This is a genomic window from Dictyobacter formicarum, from assembly GCF_016587435.1.
The window spans coordinates 81,345-102,129 of sequence record NZ_BNJJ01000023.1 but is presented as its reverse complement, the minus strand read 5'-3'; the positions used below and the strand labels follow the sequence as shown (position 1 = coordinate 102,129).

The following is a 20,785-nucleotide window of genomic DNA, read 5'->3' as shown; positions in this document are numbered from 1 at the left end:
CTGACCCTTCTGGTGAGAGGAAGCAAAGCGCCCCTTTTCGGGCGTCCGCATGCGCGGCCGCTTTTGAGCAACACAGGTGCGAAGCGCATGGTTTTCGGGCGTGTTCCCATAGATTCGGGCCTTGCACCCGATTTCCGGAGCCGAAGGCGCGAACCGCACGTTTTTTTAGGAGCTGGAGGGAATAGCGCTGATAGTGGGATTTGTATGCTCGCTGTCTTCGTCGAATTCGAATAAGGGATGCTCTAAGAACCATTTCTGGCTGTCGAAGAGTGCTTCCCCGGCCTTGGGTCGGATGGCCTGGTAGTTGCCGTCTGGCAACAGTTCATGGGCGTTGGCGTTGTCGGCAAGGATGGGAATAATCATGCGCTCCATCAGGGCGCGTTTCATGCTTTGCGACTGAATGGGAAAGAGCACTTCAACGCGGTTGTTCAGGTTGCGCTGCATCATGTCGGCACTGCCCAGGTAGATTTCAGGCTTGCCGTCATTGCCAAAGTAGTAGATACGACTGTGCTCCAGGAAGCGTCCAATGATGCTGCGTACGCGAATGGTTTCGCTCACCCCTGGCACGCCGGGACGCAGGCTGCAGACACCGCGAATAATCAGTTCGATTTCCACGCCGGCCTGGGACGCTCGATAGAGATAGTCGATCACTTCAGGATCGACCAGGGCATTCATTTTAAAGATCAGTTTCCCGTTGCCGTTCGTTTTGTGGATCTCTATCTCTCGTTCGATGCGCTCGATGATCCCTTGGCGCAGACTGACTGGCGCTACCAGCAATTTACGATAAGCACCCTGCCGCGAATAACCGGTCAGCGAGTTAAACAGTGAAGTCACATCCATACCAATGTCGTAGCGACTGGTAAACATGCACAGGTCTTCGTAAATTTTGGCGGTCGAGGCATTGTAGTTGCCGGTGCCCAGGTGGATGTAGCGCCGCAGGCCATCATCTTCTTTACGCACAACCATGGCGACTTTGCCGTGGGTCTTGAGTCCTACCAGGCCATAAACGACGTGTACACCTGCGCGCTCTAGCTCGCGTGCCCAGCCGATATTGTTTTCTTCGTCGAAGCGCGCTTTTAATTCTACCAGTACCGCTACCTGCTTGCCATTCTCAACGGCTTGCAGCAGGGCATTCACGATAGGGGCATTCGATCCCACGCGATAGAGAGTCTGTTTGATCGCCAGTACCTGTGGATCTTCGGCTGCAGCACGAATAAAATCAACCACCGGATTAAAGCTGTCATAGGGATGGTGTAACAGGATGTCGTGCTTTTGTATGGCATCAAAAATATTTTCACTATTACGAATAATGAGTGGCACACGCGGCGTAAAGGGCGGATCTTTCAGATCGGGTCGCGTGATGCTGTGTAGCTCGATGACGTCACCCATGCCCAGAGGTCCATCGATGATCGTCAGGTCGTTTTCGCTAATTTCTAGATTCTCCAACAGCAAGCTGCGAATACGTACTGGCATCGAGGGGTTGACGGCCAGATCGACAACGACACCGAAGCGGCGCTCTCGCACCTCTTGCTCGATGTATTCCAACAGATCGGCTGCTTCGTCTTCCTGTAACTCAATGTCGGCATCTCGTAAGACGCGGAAGGGGTAGGATTCCCAGATTTCAAAACCAGGAAAGAGCATCTGCAGGTTGGCGGCAATCACCTGCTCCAGCCAGACAAACGCTACCGCCCGGGGCTCTTCCGAGGAGACAGGTACCGGCAGCAAACGCGGCAGGGCTGGTGGTACTTTGATGCGCGCAAACAGATCCTCTTGCTCCTCATCGTTGGAGGCAATCACTACGGCCAGGTTTAAGCTGCGGTTGGAGATATGCGGAAAAGGATGTCCTTTATCTACGGCCAGAGGCGTCAAGACAGGAAAAATCTCATTTTCAAAATAACGACGCATGGCATCACGTTGCTTGGCGTCTAGCTGCTCATAATCAAGAATATGAATATGCTCCTGACCCAGCAGCGGTAATAGCACCTGCCGCCAGTAACGGCGCACCTCCTGAACCAGCGGGGCCAGGCGCTGGCGTACTGCGGCCAATTGCTGCTCGGCTGTTCTTCCATCGGGACTGCGCGGTGCGGTACGTGAATCGATCAGATCCTTCAGGCCAGCCAGGCGGATCATAATAAATTCATCGAGGTTAGTTTCAAAAATGGAGATAAATTTGACTCGCTCTAGAAGTGGATGGCGGGCGTCCTTGGCTTCGGCAAAGACGCGTCGGTTGAACTCGATCCAACTTAGCTCTCGGTTGATATAAAGATCAGGCCTCTCTAAAGGAGAAGTGGCTGAGCTGTTCAAGATTTGTTGATCCATAAGATATTCCCCGCTCTGTTGGCGCCTGTACCTGAAATATTTTATCATGTATTCCGAAAATGTGGCAAACAGGCCTCTTGGTGTCAGTCGTTCCTTTTGTAACCGCATCGCATAGAAGTTTCTAAATTTATATCATCATTGAAAAAGCTGAGTCTTTTAGCGGCTTCTATCAGGAATACGTGTTAGCCAGCCTATTTGGTGAGTCGATACAGTACTTCTCCCGCATTTGGCACTAGCAGGATACCTTCGTCCTCTCGCTGCTCCCAATCGCGAAGATTGAGTGTGCGGTAATCGAGGTAGCCTAGATTGATACGGCGACAGCGCTCCTCGGGAATACCAGTGGCCAGCGTCACTTGAATGCGTGGTCGCTCAATACCACTCTCCAGATCATATGTGCCCGAGCCTTTAACATGGGTGCTGTGAGCTAGAATCCCTCCCGGTATATCTTTGAAGCGCTCCCATTGCTTCAAAAAATAATCACGCACATGATAACCGATCTGATCGATCAATTTGCCATGTGTATAGGATACTTCGGTAATATGTGGCGCGTAGATAATGACCTCGCCACTGTCGGCGATAGCTGGCTCGGTCTTGTACATGGCCTTGGCCGCTGTCCAGAGATCATCGTAGTGCTCAGATGCCATTGAGAGTACGCGTTTAAAAGGACGTTCGGTGTAGACAATATTGAGCTTCCCCGATAGGTCGGCCGCCTGCTCAAAGGCTTCCCGGTAGCTACCACAATAGAGGCCATGAAGCTCTGGTCCCTTGACGACCAGGGCCAGACAGAGCAAAGGAACGTTGACGAACTCGGCCGCCCGGTGAATGACACGCCGTACATGTGTGTCCTTCACGCCAATCGTGGCCATGCTGGTCTTGCGGGCTCCTAACCAGTGAGAGAAATTGATAATATCGGCACCGGCGATGCCGGGAAACAGGTATTTGGCGCCGCCCGAAAAACCGGCCACCTCGTGGGGGAAAACAGGACCACAGATAAGTAGCTGGTCGTAATCAAAAATCATGCGGTTCAGCGTTACTGGCACTTCGTCGTTCAACGTTCCTTCGGTAAGCTGGCGCGCTTCAGTCGGGGTAATCACACCAATGGTCTTCAGCGTGGCCGGATCTGACCATTGATGGTTATATATCTTTGTTTTGGGAAAACTCCTGGCTCGCTCCTCGGCGGAGACACCTACCAGTTGAGCAATCGCCTCTTCAGACATTGGCTGATGCGTACCCAGCGCGATCAGATAATCCAGTTGTGCCACGCGCTGTCCCAGTTGCTCATAAAGGGCGCGAAACATTAAAGGAATAGGAGCTGTACGCGTCCCATCTGGGATCAATACCAGAACGCGCTTGCCATCTAAAGCCATTTCTGCAAATGCGCGCGTCAGAATCTGCTGCACATCCGTTGCGGTTAAAATCTGTGTTACTGAACCATATCCATCCATTAGCATAACAACCTTTTCATCTTTATCCAGGCGTACAGGTAGCAAAGATTCTGATAGACAGAAATCTTTCTCTTAATTGCAAGTGTAACATAAAAAGATCGCAGGTTCTCGCCAGCTGGAAAGATGGAACTATCAGAATTAAAAGGAACTTTTGGAGATGCCCTGGCGTTACATTAAAAATACAGCCCCTGTATGAAATGCATCTGATTAATGTTACGCACTCGCTATATGCAGAACTTGAACGGATGGGAAGGTCGTAAACGATGAAGTTATGGGGGAGTGTCGCTCTGATTACGATGCTGCTATTAAGTCTTAGCATTATCCATCTCTGTATACAGACTACACAGGCGGATTCGCCATGTACGCAGCACGCGCAGTATACGGGTATAATTGATAGTATCGATCGTGTCCATAATACAGTCAAACTGTATGATCCGCAGGGCAGGGTGGTGGATCCGATAATGGGTCGGGTCAGTATGGTGGTACATACTAGCGCCGCGACACATATCTATATAGCGCATAGTAACGCTTGCCAGAGCGCCAACCTGCAAGATTTGAAGCCCGGCCAGAAGCTTGCGGTCTGGCCCAAAGAGGAGATGGTAATACAGATATATCCTTTGCCGCTGAGCGCGGCGACCATTGTGATTACTTCTTAGCGGGTGCCTTTTGTGGACGGACGCATCCGCGCCTGAGCTCTCTTTTATGTGGTTTTGTGGCAAATGTGCACGGCACATTTGCCACAAAACCACAATTTATTAAATTACTTTTTGATGATCAGGCCGAGACAGGCAGTGAAGCCGTGTAAGAAGGTGCGTTTACCGACGGGGCCGATTTCGCCGTTACAGAAGAGTCCGCTCAGGGGCAGCTGGCCCAGTTCGCGAGTTATGACTCCGGCGTCATGGTCGGGTATGCCAAACATGCCAACGCCACGGCCATTGCAGGTACAGAGCAAGCCAGCTATCGGCTGGTTGTCCCCCAGGTTTGTCCTGGCCTGCGACAGCAATTCATGAAGATCCAGATCAGCTGAGGTGGCGTCCCTTAGCTGAAATTGGATAGTCTGACCTATGCGCGACTGAGCCCCAATCGCCAATGCGCCGGTACGGCGATCTACTCCAAATAATTGCCGCACCAGGAAGCTCCCTCGCTCATAGTTATCCTGATACTCGTCGGCGGCCAGGCCCACCAGCAGGTTACGCTGAGCACGTCTCTGCAATTCCGGGCTTAGGGTTTGTAATGTATCCACCAGCATGTTATAGGCTGAACGGTTGGAGATGCCGTCAACCAGGCCGTTATCCAGTACACTGGTGATCGTCCAGGCCTCGCCGATAGGATCGCAGCCCTGGGAAACCAGAGGCAGTATAGTGTAGTCTCCGTCAATCGCTAAGCCAATGGCGCCATCTTCATGCACTTCATCATTGTAGAAAATATAACTCTCGTGATCCTCGAAATCGCCAGATGCCAGTCCCCCTATCATCGGTAGGCCGGGATAAGCCTGGGAGAATTTTTCAACCAGCTCTTCGCAATCCATGTGAAATGGATCAGCAAACATAAACCAGGCGTTGACGTCGTCAAAGGGCAGGCCGAGTTGCTGGCGTAGATCATGGGGACCCTTGCTAGCCTCGAGCAATTCTTGCGTCACGCGCACGGTTCGCAGGCGCGCACCCGGCAAAGAGAGAGCCAGCAGTGAAATCGCCGGTAGATCCTCCAATTCCTGGTCGGAACCGATAATGCCCTGCCCCGAACAACCAATCAGTATAGGCGTCCCGGTCGCGCGCCGTACGATATGTAGCATCATAGGAAAATACGGAGCGAAATCAATACTGGCAAACAGAAAAATGGCGTCAGCAACAACATCTTCAATTTGCTCCAAAGCTTGCTCTAGGGCTTGCTCCCAATCTTCATCTATGACAAGCGCGCTCAACGCGGATGGTTTGCATTCATCCATGGTTACTCCTCTAGCGACCAATACAGTACGTGGAGGAAAAGCACAAATGACAGTGAAAAGGCACCGCTGTCAACGGTGCCTTTTCGTCTGTCTTGCAGAGCGTCCTCACGCGCTGACATGCGTTCTTAAATGCAATCAATCAAAACTTTGTTACATTTAAGTATCGCATACGACATTGCCAGGTCGCAATTAACCTTCGGGCTGGATGAGTTCGCAGAAGGTATCGATATCGCGGCGCACAATATCCAGACTGGCGGTCCAGAATGCCTCGGAGTGCAAGTCAATGCCAAAGTGCGAGGCCAGCGTGGCGGCATCAGCCAGACCCGTTGATGAGAGCAGTTCGTCGTAGCCTTTTTTGAAAGCCTCGGGGTCCAGTTGATAACGCGCATAGAGTCCAAGCCCAAAGAGCAGGCCAAACATGTAGGGATAGTTGTAGTACGAGAGTTCGGTACTATAATAGTGGCCCTTGACTGCCCACATGTATGGATGAAGTGTCTGCTGATCCAGCCCGTCACCGTAGGTGTCGCGCTGGGCCTGCAGCATGATTTCATTGAGCTCATCAACTGAGAGCTCACGCTGCTTGCGGCGCTCAAAGACATTTTGCTCGAACAGGAAGCGGCTGCTAATATCTACCACCACCTGGCAGGCCCCCTGGATGGATGCTTCCAGGATCGCGATGCGCTCTTCGCGATTGGCTTTTTTGAGGGCAGCCTGGTTGACAATGGTCTCGCAGAAGATGCTGGCCGTTTCCGCCAGGGTCATGGGCATGGAGCGTTGTAGTTCGGTGCGCTCGCCCAGGTTGAAGTTGTGATAAGCATGGCCCAGTTCATGCGCCAGGGTAGTCACGCCATCAAAGTTAGCTTTGTAGTTGGTGAAGACACGCGATTCATCGGCGCGCAACGGGGTACAATAGGCCCCATCATGCTTGCCAGGTCGTGGCTCGGCATCGATCCAGCCTTCGCGGAAAGCGCGAGCCGCGAAATTAGACAGGCGCTCAGAAAATGTGCCAAACTGCTTGACGATAAATTGCTCCGCTTCACTGAAAGCCCAGACGCGATCAGTGGTGCCCAGCGGAGCGAATATGTCATACCAGGCCAGTTGAGGAATCTGCAGGGCGCGGGCTTTGGCATGCATGTAGCGACGGAAGTCCGGGAAGGAGGCGCGGGCCGCACTCATCATGGCATCCAGCGTCTCGCGATCAATACTATTGGCGAACAGCGAAGCATCCAGGGCACTGCCCCAGCGGCGGCGCCGGGCCAGAGCATTGACCTCTCCTTTGATGCTGTTAAGCGCCGCGGCTAGAGGTACGCCTGTCTCTTTCCAGGCTGCCAGCTCTGCTTCGTAGGCACGGTGGCGCGTCTCTCGCTGCGCGCTGGAGGCCTGGTTGCGTACCACGCTCATCGGTACCTGCTGCTGCCGGCCATCGAGTTCAATGTTGACGGCCAGTTGTGAGGTCATATTGCTGTGCAGCTTTGACCAGGCCCGGCCAGCGCTGGCATTCAATTCAGCAGCCAGCGCCTCTTCAGCCGGCGACATCATATGTACGGACTGCTCTTTGGCGCGCCGCAAGACATAAGCGTGGGCATGAGCAACCGTCGAATGGGCGATCAGGCGCTCAACATCCAGCGAACCCAGCCACGCGGTCAGACGTGTCTCTAACTGTGACAGGGTTACCAGCGCATTTCCCAGTTCACTGGCCCGCGCCTGCGCTACCTCATCGCGCGAATTGGTGCTCACAAAACAACTGATATATACATAAATAGTTGTAGTACTCGCCAGCACTGCATTATAGCGCTCGATTACCGTCTCAAAGGTCCGAATCATCTGCTCATCTATGTTCAGATCATCTCGTTTCTCAATCTGGGAAGCGTCGAACAATTGGGCCAATGCTTCAATCTCTTGAATAGCCCTGGCAAAGCCCTGCGCAAACTCGGGCGAATCCAGGCCCGGATATACCACATCCATATTCCAGTGGGGAAGGGATTGTGTTGTCGTCACGAAGCTTTCTCCTTTTCTCTCTCTTAATAAGGCTAATGTGTGCATTGTAGCATGCAAACTCCATCAATGAAAAATGTATGCATGCTGGCGGCACAAAAAAAGCTTTTCCACCCTGATATGGATTGTGAAAAGCTTTTTTTTATGGCAACTACTGGGCAGTTGGTAACGCTTCCGGAGGTTGTAAAGAGCTGATAATACACATCTACTCGTGATCTTGCTTATCCTTTTGATCTTGTTTTTGCTTTTGATTGACTTTATCGGGAGCGCGCGAGGTCATCGGATCAACGGGTGTATTTTCAATGCCGCTGTGCTCACGCAGATGATCCATGTCACCAATGCTCTGACTCGCCTGTGCCGGTGTACGCCCACCCAGAGCACCCTGCTCTGGCTGATCGCTAGCGCTGGTTGCCCCTGGGGCTGCATGCGTTCCCGGCTCGGTGTGCTGTTTAGGAGCCGTATCGGTATCGTTATCCACCCCACGCCCCACCATTTCCTCTTCGGATGCACCTGATTGCTGGTTAGAAGGGAAGGAAGAAGCCTTGCAGGGAATGTTCCCTCCGCCAGCACCGGCAAGGTCCCTCTCATTGGCAACATGCTTCGAGTCAACTGTGGACTCCTGCTGTCTATTCTGTTCCATCGCTATCGATCCTTTCTTCTATTTTTTTAGCACATCTTATTTATGCCTTATTACTCCTTATGATCGTATTTCATTATCATAGTCATCGGGATGGGATGACCCGCCAGCCTGGGGACGCTGACGTTTACAGGTATAGGTTTTTCAGGGGCTGCGCCCCTGAGACCCCTGATGCCGCCCTGATGATCTTTTACTTTTTAATACGGTATAAAAATACCTCTTGCATTCCCGCCTTCGGCGGGAGGAGGGGGAGGAGTGGTCGGGGACACCCCGAACCCCGGCAGGAGGGCCTCGCCGGCCCTCCTGCACCTCCCCGCTTTATACCTGCTTTATTTGTTAAAGATCATGCGGGCGGCACGGAGAGAGGAGGAGTTGGGGGCACAGCTTGATCATGCCCCCAGCATGCTCGCCAAACCCCCAGTCAAGGGGCTGGCCGCCCCTTGCATCCCCGCTTTCCTGGCGCAAATCTCAAAAACCTCTATCTGTAAGGCGCTGACGCCCCCCCATTCTTTTTTATGGGTTGTTGCAGCACGTGCGCAGATGCGCACGTGCTGCAACAACCCATAAACGTTTTGAGCGCCGTAGGCGCGTAGCGTCAGGGGTCGAAGACACGAAACGCTTGCTTTTCAAACACGCTTTATAGGGAATATAAAACAACCACCATCTAACAATGTTTCTATCATAGCACCTAATTCATATGAAAAGTCAACAAATAAAGCACAACTATAACAAAGACTCATAGAAAATTAATCTATTACCATAGCTCTCATGGCTAATGCATATGCTTAAGCAGGCCGCTGTTAGCGAATGACAGACGGGCAGGAGTAGGACATTTGTAAGCTATAACCTAAAAATGTTCCTTTTCATCGTTTTAAATCGTAAAAAATGATACACGTTTTTTTATGTTTAACTACAATGCCTACAAAAGCAATTATCTATCAGATGGGAGGGATTACTTATGACAATCACCGATAAGATACGCACAATGATCAGATTCAAAACCGCCAGTCATAAGTTTACGTATCGGATTGGCGGTATCGCTATTCATGAGGGCCGCGTGCTCTGCCAGAAGGCTACCCTTGATCCCAGAGGTGTGTTCTGGTTTCTGCCGGGTGGCCGCGCGGAACTGGGAGAAAGCTCACAGGAGACGTTACAACGTGAGATGCAGGAGGAGTTAGGTGAGGAGGCTCGTATCGGACGCTTGCTCTATGTGGTCGAGAACTTCTTTTCCGAGGAGATTGACCACCACGAGATTGGACTCTACTTTGAGCTGGCTTTTCCGGCTAACTCTTACCTCTATCAGCAAACAGGGCCGTTTGAGCGTCCAGAAGAGATGGAGAACCAGCCGATGATTTTCGACTGGCTCTCTTTGGCTGAATTACCCACGAAATTATGGATTCGCCCTCATTTTTTCTGTACCGCCCTTCAGTCGCTACCATCCCATACCCAGCATGTGGTACTGACCGATGGATGGGTTAGTCCTCGTTAAGACGCAATGTCATGGCCATCGAAGGACTGGAGACAATCCTTACCATCATGCCTAACGCCAGGATACAAATGGCTACCAGCAAGGCCAGGCCGATGCCCAGCAGCGTGGGAATGATGATTTGGATTGGTGGGATGTTTTGCGCGAAAAAGAATTCATCGCTGGTCAGTTGCTGCCCTGGTGCACTGGTAAAGAGCAATGCCGGTACCACCATCCACGATAGCAGTGCGCCAAACAGGACTCCCAGAATGATAGCCGTGGCATAAATGATGCTTTGCTCCCAGGTCAGGGTGCTGGCGATGTTGCGTGGCGAGGCTCCCAGAGCACGTAGCAGTGCGAAATTGGTCAGCCGATCGCGGGCACTGAGCCACGAGGCCACCAGGTTCCCAATCAAGATCAGCAACAGAGCGACCAGCGGTCCCAGGGCCAGGATGCCCATCACCTGCAGGTACAGCGGCTCTTTGTGCAGTGAGTCCACCATCTGTCGCCGATCGCTCATGTCGGCAGTCTGAGATTGCAGCACACTGCGAATCGCCTGCAGGTCTTCAATATTGTCGCTGGTGCGTAGCCAGATGGTTGACAGTTGAAATGGTCCTCCTCCATTCTTATTCAGCTTTATATTGTAGATACTCCCATAACTTTTAGCATCCACCAGCACGCCTATGGGAGTGGTCTGGGTGGGTATCTGCTGCACCTGGGCTATCACCCTGAAATAGAAGGGCGTATCAATATCGTTTGGATCGGACAGGGTAAATTTATCCCCCACTTTAAGCGGATATTTCTGCTCGAAAGATTGATCGACGATAGCCGGGATCTCTTTTTTGTTGATGGCGTCCGCTCGCTGTGCGCTCAATTGCCGCATCAATGCGGACAGCGATTGGCTGCTATTATCAGCCGGCCACGCAACTGCCTGCGCATAGGTGTCAGCATCGACAGCCAGCACGTTGACGTCTCCTTGTTGCTCGCCCAGCTGCATCGAAGTATGGGTGCCGATTGTCACTCCACGAACACCCGCGAGATGCTGATAGGAGGCCAGCGTCTGTGGTAGCGTGGCAAGGGTCGCGTTCGAGGCCAGCGTAGCTTTGAAATCCGCACCCACCGTATGAAGGGCCACATCGTTCGCACGCTGCACCTGCGATGCATAAAAGATCAGGGAGAACATCGAGAAAGCAGTGGCCAGCGAGAGTAGCATGGTCATGCGTACCGATTGGCGCGGCGAACGTGCCAGTTGGGCCAGTGCTACCATGGAAGATGCCCCGCGACTGCGCCTGGTGGCCAGCCAGGAACCCAGGTGTAACATGGATGGAAAGAACCTCAGAAAGACCAGGATGGCCGCCAGAATGGTACAGACGGTACGCGCCAGCACCAGGGGCGAGAGCAGAACCAGTCGCAGTTTGGCATCCAGCACGTTGGTGTTGGTGAGGTAGGTCGAGATAAGGTAGCCAACGACCATCAACACGATGGCCATGACATCCAGATTCATGCGGAGCCAGAATGGGCGCCGGGTCGTACGGCTGGACTCGCGGCGGATCGCCAGCACGTCCAGCGCGGTCATGTGGTTAATGGCAAAAACCAGTACGATCACTACCACTAACACGGTAACCAGCGCATACCCGCTTACCGAAAGTAGCAGTAGCCAGGGATCGCGCAAGATCAGGTCGATGGCGGGATAATCCTGGGCCGGCAATAACCAGTGTCCCAGCAAGCGGCTCATGGGTAACGCGAGCAGTGGACCTAGAATCAAAGCGAGCAGGGCCAGTCCACCGCCCTGGAGCAAAAGTGAACCAAAGACCTGTCCACGGCTGGCTCCTCGACTGCGCAGAATGGCCAGTGCTGCCGCCTGGCGCTCAACCAGCAGGTCTGTCATCAGCGAGACAAAATACAGCAGCAATAGAAAAATCACCAGCATCAAGCCCGTCGAGGGTAGCTGCGCAATCGCTATTTGATCCTGGTAATGGCTTAAATTGTTAACAGGCACAGTAGTCTGTATATTGCTTATGCCGTACTGCTGACTGAGCATATTATCGGTGCCACCAGTACCTTGAAAGACATTTAAGGTCGTTAGCAGTGAATTTAATTGATCACTTTGAATGGCATCGGGATTGAGGGCATAAAACCATGAAATGTGTAGAGGGCTGGCTGGTGTGGTAAGAGTGCTGCTATCAATGTTCTGGCTCGTTCCAGGTTTATCCGATAAGGGAATAAGCTGTGATAGGGTAGAGATCAGGGTTTCATTGGCGGTCAGAGCATAATAGTTAATGCGGCTATCGGAGCCATTCTTATCTACCTGAGCAGGATTAAATAAAGTGCCCCGCCAGTAAGGTGTATTTTCAGGCGACTTAATCGTTCCCACCACCTTGAGTGGCAATGAGACCTCTTTCAGTAGCATATAATTGCGTGTAATGTCGACCTCAACGTGTAGCACTGCACCTAATTGTACATGCAAACTCTGCATGGCCTCCGGCGTGAGTACGACTTCGATGGTCTGATCCACATCGTTATGGGCTTTAACCACCACCTGCGGCAATCTTCCACTTATTAGCTGCACATGCTGACTGCCCGACTCCAGGTCAGCACCGTTGATGGTAAGGTTATTGCCGGTTATCTTAAACTGGTTGCTTCCTGGCTGGCCAACTAGCATGGGTAAAGGATCAGTAGACACTGAAAAACGTGCTTGCTGGTTATCCTGGTAGTGGCTCAGTAACGATCTGGCATCACCACCTATGATGTTGCCTGCCGCCTGTATGCGGTCCAGAAAAGGCCGGTTCGTCTGCGCGGTCACCGTAATATTACTATTATCCAGGCTGGCTTTGAGCTCGCTACGCAAGCCTGCGGTCGCGGCGATCTTCGCATAAATCGGGGCCACGCACACAAAAACGACCGCTGCCAGCACTCCTAACCCCACAATACAGAGCAGCCACTTTGTTCTCCGTAATTGCCAGACAGCCAATGTAAATACCGAAGACATGAATGACCTCTTCCTAAGTTAATCCTCGTTGATACGCAAGGTCCCGGCCAGGGATGGCCTGGAGATCACACGCAATATCATGCTCAACGCCAGTACGCACACCACAATCAGAATGGCCAGGCCAACGCCCAGCAATGTGGGCACAATAATCTGAACTGGCGGGATGCTCTGAGCCAGGTAGAACTCATCCAGGCTGGTCTGTTGGCCGGGCGAACTGGTAAAGACCAGCGATGGCACGACCATCCAGGATAGCAAGGCACCAAAAATCGCTCCCAGCAGGATGGCAATGGCATAAACAATCGCCTGCTCCCAGGCCAGAATACTAGCGATGTTGCGTGGCGTAGCTCCCAGCGCACGCATAATGGCAAAGTTAACCAGCCGATCTCGCGCCTGCAACCACGAGGCAATCAGGCTTCCCATCATCACCAGCAGCAGGGCAACCAGTGGTCCCAGGGCCAGGATGCCAATCAACTGGATATATAAAGGCTCGCGGCGCAGATTTTCGGTCAACTGGCGCCGATCGTTGAAGGCGGCCAGTTGTAGCTGGTCGCCATTGAGCAGTTCATGGCGAATCTGCGCCAGGCTGGTAGCATCATCCGTGGTGCGCAGCCAGATTTGATTGATGGATAAGGGCTGGCTGCCAACGGTATTCACAAGCTTATCGTAGAGCTTTTGATAGGCCCGTAGATCGACTAATACGCTATCGGGCGTCGCCGTCGCGGGCATGTATTTGACAATTGTGGTGACTTTAAAGGGAATCAGGTTGATACCGTCACCAGTGGCCGAGAGCGAGAATGTGCTGCCCAGACCGAGATGATAGTTGCTGGCCATTGCTTGATCAATGAGGGCTGGTACCCACTGATCGTGGTCCTCCGAGGTACGGCCCTGAGCCAACTGCGCCATTAATGTCGGCAAGGGCTGAGACGCGTTATCCGCTGGCCAGTACACAACATTTTTATAGGTATCAGCATCTACCGCCTGGAAATTCACATACGCTTGCTGTTCACCCAGATTGAGCTTATCGACATAACCAACCGTAACTCCCTGCACACCCTTTAATTGACTATAGGCATGAATCTGATCACTCATAGTGGTGGCGTCTGGTTGATTGAAGAAAGTGCCTGAGAAATCGGCGCCTACGGCATTGGTGGCCACGTCGCTGGCACGCTGAAATTGGGAGGCCCCCAGGATCAAAGCGAATAGAGCGAAGGCGGTCGCCAGAGCAAATAACAGGGCCATGCGCAACGATTGGCGCGGCGAGCGCGCGAGCTGCGCCAGCGCTAGCATCGAGGAAGCACCTCGGTTGCGCTGCGTCGCCCAGCGGGACCCCCAATCCAGTAGGTATGGAAAGAAGCGTAAGAAGAGTAGTAACGCTGCAATGATAGTGCAGACCGCTCGCGCCATGACCAGGGGCGAGAGCAATGCCAGGCGCAGGTGTGGGTCCAGTGTATTGGAATTGGTGAGATAGATGGATACGCCAAAACCAACGCTCATGATGATGACCGCGATTAGATCTAACCTGAAGCGCAACCAGAGAGGCCGACGAGTAGAGCGTCCCGCCTCACGCCTCAGAGCCAGCACGTCTAATGCGGTCGCCTGATAAATGGCGATCATCAAGGCTAACAGAACCACCGCCACAGTAAGCAGTGCATAACCACTCACCGACAGGCTCGTACGCACCCAGTTAGATAAAACCGTACTGATTGCCACATAATCGGTGGCAGGAAGCTGCATGTAACCTAGCCAGGCTGTAATAGGAATGGCCAGGATCAGTCCCGCGAGCAATGCCAGCAGGCTAACAGCCGTTCCCTGTGCCATCAAGGCACCAAAGATCTGGCCACGACTGCCGCCACGGCTGCGCACAATGGCCAGCGCAGGCGCCTGGCGCTCAACTAATAAATTGGCCATCAGCGCCACAAAGTACAGCAAGAGACAAAAGATCATTATCACCAGGCTCAGCGCCGGCACCTGCGAAATCGCCAGCTGTTTTTGATAATTCGTCAAAGAGTCGATAGGAGCAAATGTGTGAATCTTAGTCAGGCCATAAGCCAATAACATACTATCCGTTGGGTAGCGGCGATATTGAAATTCATGCAGTTGCAACAGCAAACTATTGAGTTGATTATTAGAAATCGTATGTACATCCAACGAGTAATACCATGTCACATTCAGTGGATTAACCAGCGGATAGGCGGGCTGTTGAACAGGTGCGATATTGTCATCTGGAAAAACTACGGGATTCTGACTCGGCTTATCTGCTTGCGATATGAAACGCGAGAAGGTACTGACCAGTTCCTCATTGGAAACTACCGCCTTATACACAAAGGGACCACTCGGACTCGTAGAGAGAGAAGATTTCCCTAGACTATCTCCATGCCAGAACAGATCTTTGCCATCCATATCGCGAAAAATGCCGACGATCTTTATGGGAATGATATGCCGGGTAGCTTTTTTGCTATCTGTTGGTGAGGCGGTCGCAACCTGCGTATAGAACTGTGAGCCAACCGCCATATGCATGGTGCTGGCTGTATTCGCAGGTAGGGCAATTTCAATCGTGCTATCAGGATCTGTATAAGCCTTTAAATGTGCATCCGGTAGTCTACCCTGGATAAGCGACACGTGTTTTCCGCTCTTCACGGCCACCATATCAGTGCCTTCCAGCGATATCTGATCCAGTGAGGGCTTGCTATTTTTAGCCAGGGGAGCATGCAGATAAACAGGTAGTGCTGTAGCTTCAGTGACCATTTGCTGTTTGCTATCATCCAGATTTGATCGTATAGAGGCCAACGAGTACCTGCTAAAACTATCCGTCACTGGCTGCAAACTATCCCAAAAAGGTAGATCATCCTGGCTGATAATAGAAATACTGGCATTGCCAGGAGTAGCACTTAGAGCCTCTTGCAGGCCAGCCGTCATGGCTACCTGTGTATAAAGTGGCGCCACACATACACAAATTACTACCGCCAGCACTCCCAGCCCCACCATCGAAAGCAATCCTTTAGTTCGCCTCAACTGCCACCAGGCGAGAGGCAGAGCTGATGGTAACCAGGCACGTCGCCCTGTAAATTGCACTCTTTGACTAGAGTGGGACATAAAAAAACCTTTCTATCTCAAGCATATGATGCCAGAAACAGCAAACATCTATGAGAGTGTCAGACTCCCAACATATTGGGAATCAGAGCGCCCCTGGGCCTGGGGAACGCAGGCGTCCCCACTCTCTTTTTCATGGCTGGTGCAGCAGGTGCGCATTCGCGCACCTGCTGCACCAGCCATGAAAGGACATCCTGAGCACGGGAGGTGTGTAAACCCATGCACCGTGCATGCGGATGCTATGGGAGTCTGACACTCTTTATGAAAGTGTTTGATTCCCATAATCATGGGAATCAATGTGCCCCCCTTGCGGGCGTCCGTATGCGCGGCCGCACATTTTTTCTTCAGTGGTGCAAATTATGCACAGTATGCACGATTTGCACCACTGAATGGCGTATGTTTTGAGCTCACAGAGAGCAACAGCTCATGCATACAGACGCTGATCACAACGGGAATCAAACACCGTTTATGAATGTGTCTGATGTCCATCACCATGGGAAACGAAGCCTCCGTGCGAGCGGGCGCATACGCGCCCGCTCGCGGTTTAATGAGTGGTGCAGAAAATGGGCTGTGCCCATTTTCTGCACCACTCATTAAACCTGTTTTGAGCTCCGTAGGAGCGTAGTGTGAGGGGCCGCAGGCGCGAACCCTATGGGTTCAGGCATGCTCTATATGAGAATAATATACATAATAATATAAGGCATATTACACCTAAATCTCACAAAAATTTCTAGATTTACATTTCCATGAAACACATCTTCATCACTTACACAACATCGATAAAGATGGATATGGTGAGAGCGGGCTGTCTAACCGGGGGATATAATCGATATAATATATAGGGGGTACACATCTAATAATGCTGGCTGCCAGCAAAGGTATCCCCCGGCTTCAAAACCATAATGCAACCAAAGCAGGTAGAAGCTTATCGGCAAGGTCGGAAGAGTTCAACCTCAGACTTGACGATACTGTATGAATTCCATACAATCAAGCTACATATTGAGCATTTCTTAATTGTCCAGATAACCCCCATATTCGCAGGAGGTAACGTGGTGACATCGCACACAGGAGAGGAGTGGCTAAGTTTACGCGAGGCGGCAGAGTTGCTGGGTATGCATCCAGCCACAGTGCGCCTATGGGCTGATCGTAATGAGATACCCTCACGGCGTACCAGCGGTGGACACCGCCGCTTCCGTCGCGCCGATATCGAGGCACGCCTGCGCCAGGAAGCTGAGCCCAGGCCCGATCCAGCATCTGTGCTCCTCGTCCAAAGCGTACTGGGACGTGTACGCTTTGCCTTTACCGATGGCACGCTGGATACCTTTCCCTGGTATCAACACTTTGATACAGCGGCCCGCGATGCCTATCGCCGGCTTGGCCGCCGTCTGCTTGATCTCATGTTGCGTACACTTAATGATGAGACACATATCGACGATTTAAAAAAAGAGGCGGTCGAGTTGGGAACTGAATATGGCTCTATTACCGGAAACTCCAATGTACCACTTTCCGACGCCGTACGGGCCTTCCTCTACTTCCAGACACTGATCAATGAAGGCATCCTACAAATGGCAGAAATACGCAGTGGCCGCGATCATGATATCTTCTGGATTAAAAGTTTCCACCAGATACAGGCCATCACCGATGAAATTCTGCCTGCCCTGATCGAAGTTACGCAACACCAGAACAGCAAACCCTGATAGATCACACAAACAATCATCAGCTTTTTCCACGTGTCCTTTTATTAAAAGGATGCCTCAATACCGTGCCACAAATAAAAATACTTCACTGGAACGAGACCTTTTGCGTTTTACAACGTCTAACTAAGTAAAGAAAAGAAATAACTTGAAACATGTTGGACACACAAAAGCTATAGAAGACCTTTTGGATGAATAAGGAGGGGAACCTCTTATGTCAGGCGAACAGCAATATCCTGAGGATAATACATATTCACAAGAGCAGCATGAGGATTCGATGCAGATACATCGGGAATCAGACAACGCACAAACTCCTCCTTCGACTCCAACTACACCGGTTCCTGATACGCCATCACTACCACCATTGCCAGCCACACCTGCTATCAACAGACAAGACGATGGCACGAGCGGCACGCGCCCGGCATCATCTCAGCTCCCTTTCTATTATGAGGCACGCCAGGAGAGGATCAGGCGAGCCCAGCACTATCTTGAGCAGAAAAGCAGGCGACACCAGCGTCTCTCACAGTCAGCCGAGAACGATGGCTCACAAAATTCACCCGCCGAGCAGAGCCAGCTCCCACAGCCCTATGCTTCCGCCAACAATATGCATACGCGCGGCCGCAATGGACTCCTGATAGCACAGCGGCGGCGCAAGTTGCTGTTGCGTCATATCTCACGCAAGCATCTACGCAGCAACCGCAAGCAGACCCACCGGGCATTTAATCGTTTCTGGCTGAGTGTCTTCAGTATACTCGGAGCCATCATATTGCTCATCTTTACCATCACGAGCGCAGGCTCCTATGCCACCTACCACTTCTATAACAGCACAAGCAGCTCTTACAACCAGCAGCTCATATCTCTACACGATCTGACGCCGCACGACAACCTGAAGATCTACGATAGCAAAAGCGTCTTGCTGTCCCAGATTACCGATCAGGGCATGCATACCTCGGTCACGCTCAACCAGGTTTCTCCACAGTTAATTAACGCGACCGTTGCCACGGAAGATAAAAACTTTTGGAACAACTCTGGTATCGACGTTTTCCGTATCCTGCAGGCCGCCATTCAAAATCTTGAGCATGGGCGCGTGATCGAGGGCGGCAGCACCATCACCCAGCAGTTAATTAAAAATCTGGTGGTTGGCAATGAGGCCAGCCTGATGCGCAAAATGCAGGAGATCGTGCTCACTCCTGAAATCAATGGCCTCTATAGCAAAAACGATATTTTAGAGATGTATCTGAATACCATTTACTATGGTCATCAGGCTTATGGTATCGATGCTGCCGCCACGATGTACTTTGGATTGGTAGATCAGCCGGGCAAGCCCGCTTCAGCTCAGCTTGACCTGGCCCAATCGGCGATGCTGGCAGGCATGCCCAGCTCTCCCTGGCTGTATGATCCGAGCCTGCATCCTCAAACCGCGTTTAATCGCTTCAATACCGTTCTGACCCTGATGATCCGTGAGGGCTATATCACTCAGGAGCAAGCGCAGGATGCGCTCAAGGAAGCACAAAAGTCGGACTTTTTTAAGGGCCCCCCCAATTTAAATGATCGGGCACCACATTTCAGTCAATATGTGATTCAGCAGCTAGAGCAGCAGCTAAAACTCTCTCGCGGCCAACTATCGCGTTCAGGCCTGAAGGTGTATACCACGCTTGATATCGGGCTACAGGACAAAATTCAGAAAGTAATGCAGACACATATCGCTGAACTGGGGGGACATAATGTGACGAATGCGGCAGAGGTATTGATCGATTATCATAGTGGCGCGATTCGTTCTTTATTGGGAAGCCTCGATTATAATAGCAAGACCATCGATGGGAAGTTTGATGTGGCGACGATGGGCTATCGCCAGCCAGGCTCCTCGTTTAAGCCATATGTCTATGCGACCGCCCTGGAGCAGGGATATACGCCCGCTCAGGCCATTGATGATGCCCCTTTGACGATTGTGCTCCCACCGGGATCAAATCCACCAACCTACTCACCAAAGAACTATGATCAGCTTTTCCATGGTCATGTCACCATGCGCTGCGCGCTGCAGAACTCCTTGAATATTCCGGCCGTCAAAACCCTGCAGCATGTAGGGATTGGCAACGCGCTGAAGACAGCCAGAGATATGGGCATTGAACATCCAAAAGGGGACGCTGGCTACTCGATGGTGCTGGGTGGCCTGGGCGTCAATCTGCTGGAGCATACTACGGCCTTTGGCGCCTTCGCCAATAATGGCCAGACTTTCCAACCATATGCGATTGATAAGATTGTCTATACCTACAATAACAAGGTCATTACCCACCAGACCAAACCAGGCAAGCGGGCTATCAGCCCTCAGATCGCATACATGATGACCAGTATGCTGAGCGATAATGACTCGCGCCTGCCAGAATTCCTGGACTGCAATCCTTTACAGCTCTATACGAACTCCGAATCCCAGTGCTGGGCTGGCAATCGCGGCACCGTCCGGCCTGCGGCAGCCAAAACAGGTACCACCAATGACTTCCGAGATAACTGGACCATGGGTTATACCTCGGACTTCGTAATGGGAGTCTGGGCGGGCAACAATAACTACACCCCCATGCTGAATGTCACTGGCGTCCAGGGCGCGGCCCCCATCTGGCATGACTCAATGTTACTGGCAGAAGAGGAACACCCGATCAAAGACTTTGTCAATCCCGGTGGACTGGAGCGAGGCGATATGACCTATCCAGATGGCATTCACACCACCGATTGGTACCTGCCAGGCCATTATCCTACCTTTACACAGATGCAGACTCTTGATCCAGCAGCCACTATTATCCCAATGAAACATAAGCATAAGCATCATAAGAAGGTGCATACTTCTGTAAATACTTCTATTGCCACCGAACATCCCTACTGTAACAATTTCAATTTTGTCGCTCCCCCTCCAGGCAATTCTACCCCCCATATGGGTTGGTGGTAAATTAAGAACGACTCGCAGGTGCGCCCACTCGTGGGCGCTTACTATTGTTTCTTTTTTGTGCAGAAGGTCAGAAGCGCCCGCAAGGGGCGCATCTACGGGTCGTGTTTCTTGTTGCTTTCGCCTCTGGAAAACCTATATATGAAAAAGTAAGCCTGGCGAGTTACTATTGATTCGTTTATGGCGTTACTATGTACAGATAACTATTTTTTAGATTATAGTTCAGTTCGGTTGTATAACAGGCATTGTGAAGGCATTTACTGCCGATAAG

11 protein-coding genes are annotated in these 20,785 nt (G+C 51.8%); 4 read left to right on the top strand and 7 right to left on the bottom strand.

What is annotated here, in order from left to right:
- Positions 1-165 precede the first annotated feature (165 nt).
- Both ppk1 and JMI88_RS31125 read right to left on the bottom strand, forming a co-directional pair.
- Complete coding sequence (gene ppk1, locus JMI88_RS31130) at positions 166-2,319, bottom strand: polyphosphate kinase 1 (RefSeq protein ID WP_201365942.1); 2,154 nt, start codon at positions 2,317-2,319, stop codon at positions 166-168.
- Positions 2,320-2,510: 191 nt separating this feature from the next.
- Positions 2,511-3,770 carry a lactate racemase domain-containing protein gene (locus tag JMI88_RS31125; protein ID WP_236023130.1) on the bottom strand — a complete coding sequence of 420 codons (1,260 nt, stop codon included), beginning with the start codon at positions 3,768-3,770 and terminating at the stop codon, positions 2,511-2,513.
- A 257-nt stretch (positions 3,771-4,027) separates the two neighbouring features.
- On the opposite strand from JMI88_RS31125, the gene JMI88_RS31120 reads away from it, so the two are divergent.
- The gene (locus tag JMI88_RS31120; protein ID WP_201365941.1) at positions 4,028-4,420 is read left to right on the top strand and encodes a hypothetical protein; all 393 of its coding nucleotides are present in this window, start codon (positions 4,028-4,030) and stop codon (positions 4,418-4,420) included.
- A 104-nt stretch (positions 4,421-4,524) separates the two neighbouring features.
- Here JMI88_RS31120 and JMI88_RS31115 read toward each other — a convergent pair whose 3' ends face one another.
- The 3 genes from JMI88_RS31115 to JMI88_RS31105 all read right to left on the bottom strand — a co-directional run bounded on the left by JMI88_RS31115 (position 4,525) and on the right by JMI88_RS31105 (position 8,344).
- Positions 4,525-5,709: an FIST signal transduction protein gene (locus JMI88_RS31115; RefSeq protein ID WP_201365940.1), complete on the bottom strand. Its 1,185-nt coding sequence runs from the start codon at positions 5,707-5,709 to the stop codon at positions 4,525-4,527.
- Positions 5,710-5,898: 189 nt separating this feature from the next.
- Complete coding sequence (locus tag JMI88_RS31110; protein ID WP_201365939.1) at positions 5,899-7,707, bottom strand: M3 family oligoendopeptidase; 1,809 nt, start codon at positions 7,705-7,707, stop codon at positions 5,899-5,901.
- Positions 7,708-7,909: 202 nt separating this feature from the next.
- Positions 7,910-8,344, bottom strand: a complete 435-nt coding sequence (locus JMI88_RS31105; RefSeq protein ID WP_201365938.1) for a hypothetical protein — start codon at positions 8,342-8,344, stop codon at positions 7,910-7,912.
- A 955-nt stretch (positions 8,345-9,299) separates the two neighbouring features.
- Between JMI88_RS31105 and JMI88_RS31100 the strand changes: the two genes are divergently transcribed.
- Positions 9,300-9,830 carry an NUDIX hydrolase gene (locus JMI88_RS31100; protein WP_201365937.1) on the top strand — a complete coding sequence of 177 codons (531 nt, stop codon included), beginning with the start codon at positions 9,300-9,302 and terminating at the stop codon, positions 9,828-9,830.
- Here the strand turns inward: JMI88_RS31100 and JMI88_RS31095 are convergent.
- Together JMI88_RS31095 and JMI88_RS31090 are read right to left on the bottom strand one after the other, a co-directional pair.
- Entirely contained in the window at positions 9,817-12,795 is a 2,979-nt protein-coding gene (locus tag JMI88_RS31095) for an ABC transporter permease (protein WP_201365936.1), read from the bottom strand. The genes JMI88_RS31100 and JMI88_RS31095 overlap by 14 nt on opposite strands.
- An 18-nt stretch (positions 12,796-12,813) precedes the next feature.
- Positions 12,814-15,888 carry an ABC transporter permease gene (locus tag JMI88_RS31090; RefSeq protein ID WP_201365935.1) on the bottom strand — a complete coding sequence of 1,025 codons (3,075 nt, stop codon included), beginning with the start codon at positions 15,886-15,888 and terminating at the stop codon, positions 12,814-12,816.
- A gap of 1,049 nt (positions 15,889-16,937) precedes the next feature.
- Here JMI88_RS31090 and JMI88_RS31085 point away from each other — a divergent pair.
- Together JMI88_RS31085 and JMI88_RS31080 are read left to right on the top strand one after the other, a co-directional pair.
- On the top strand, positions 16,938-17,582 hold the full coding sequence (locus JMI88_RS31085; RefSeq protein ID WP_201365934.1) for a MerR family transcriptional regulator: 645 nt from the start codon (positions 16,938-16,940) through the stop codon (positions 17,580-17,582).
- 211 nt (positions 17,583-17,793) lie between these two features.
- Positions 17,794-20,517: a transglycosylase domain-containing protein gene (locus JMI88_RS31080; protein WP_201365933.1), complete on the top strand. Its 2,724-nt coding sequence runs from the start codon at positions 17,794-17,796 to the stop codon at positions 20,515-20,517.
- Positions 20,518-20,785: the final 268 nt, after the last annotated feature.

Coding starts and splice junctions, on each gene's coding strand:
- JMI88_RS31090 (WP_201365935.1), bottom strand. CDS start 15,888: ATGTCCCACTCTAGTCAAAGAGTGCAATTTACAGGGCGACGTGCCTGG.
- JMI88_RS31080 (WP_201365933.1), top strand. CDS start 17,794: ATGTCAGGCGAACAGCAATATCCTGAGGATAATACATATTCACAAGAG.
- JMI88_RS31095 (WP_201365936.1), bottom strand. CDS start 12,795: ATGTCTTCGGTATTTACATTGGCTGTCTGGCAATTACGGAGAACAAAG.
- JMI88_RS31115 (WP_201365940.1), bottom strand. CDS start 5,709: ATGGATGAATGCAAACCATCCGCGTTGAGCGCGCTTGTCATAGATGAA.
- ppk1 (WP_201365942.1), bottom strand. CDS start 2,319: ATGGATCAACAAATCTTGAACAGCTCAGCCACTTCTCCTTTAGAGAGG.
- JMI88_RS31125 (WP_236023130.1), bottom strand. CDS start 3,770: ATGCTAATGGATGGATATGGTTCAGTAACACAGATTTTAACCGCAACG.
- JMI88_RS31100 (WP_201365937.1), top strand. CDS start 9,300: ATGACAATCACCGATAAGATACGCACAATGATCAGATTCAAAACCGCC.
- JMI88_RS31120 (WP_201365941.1), top strand. CDS start 4,028: ATGAAGTTATGGGGGAGTGTCGCTCTGATTACGATGCTGCTATTAAGT.
- JMI88_RS31105 (WP_201365938.1), bottom strand. CDS start 8,344: ATGGAACAGAATAGACAGCAGGAGTCCACAGTTGACTCGAAGCATGTT.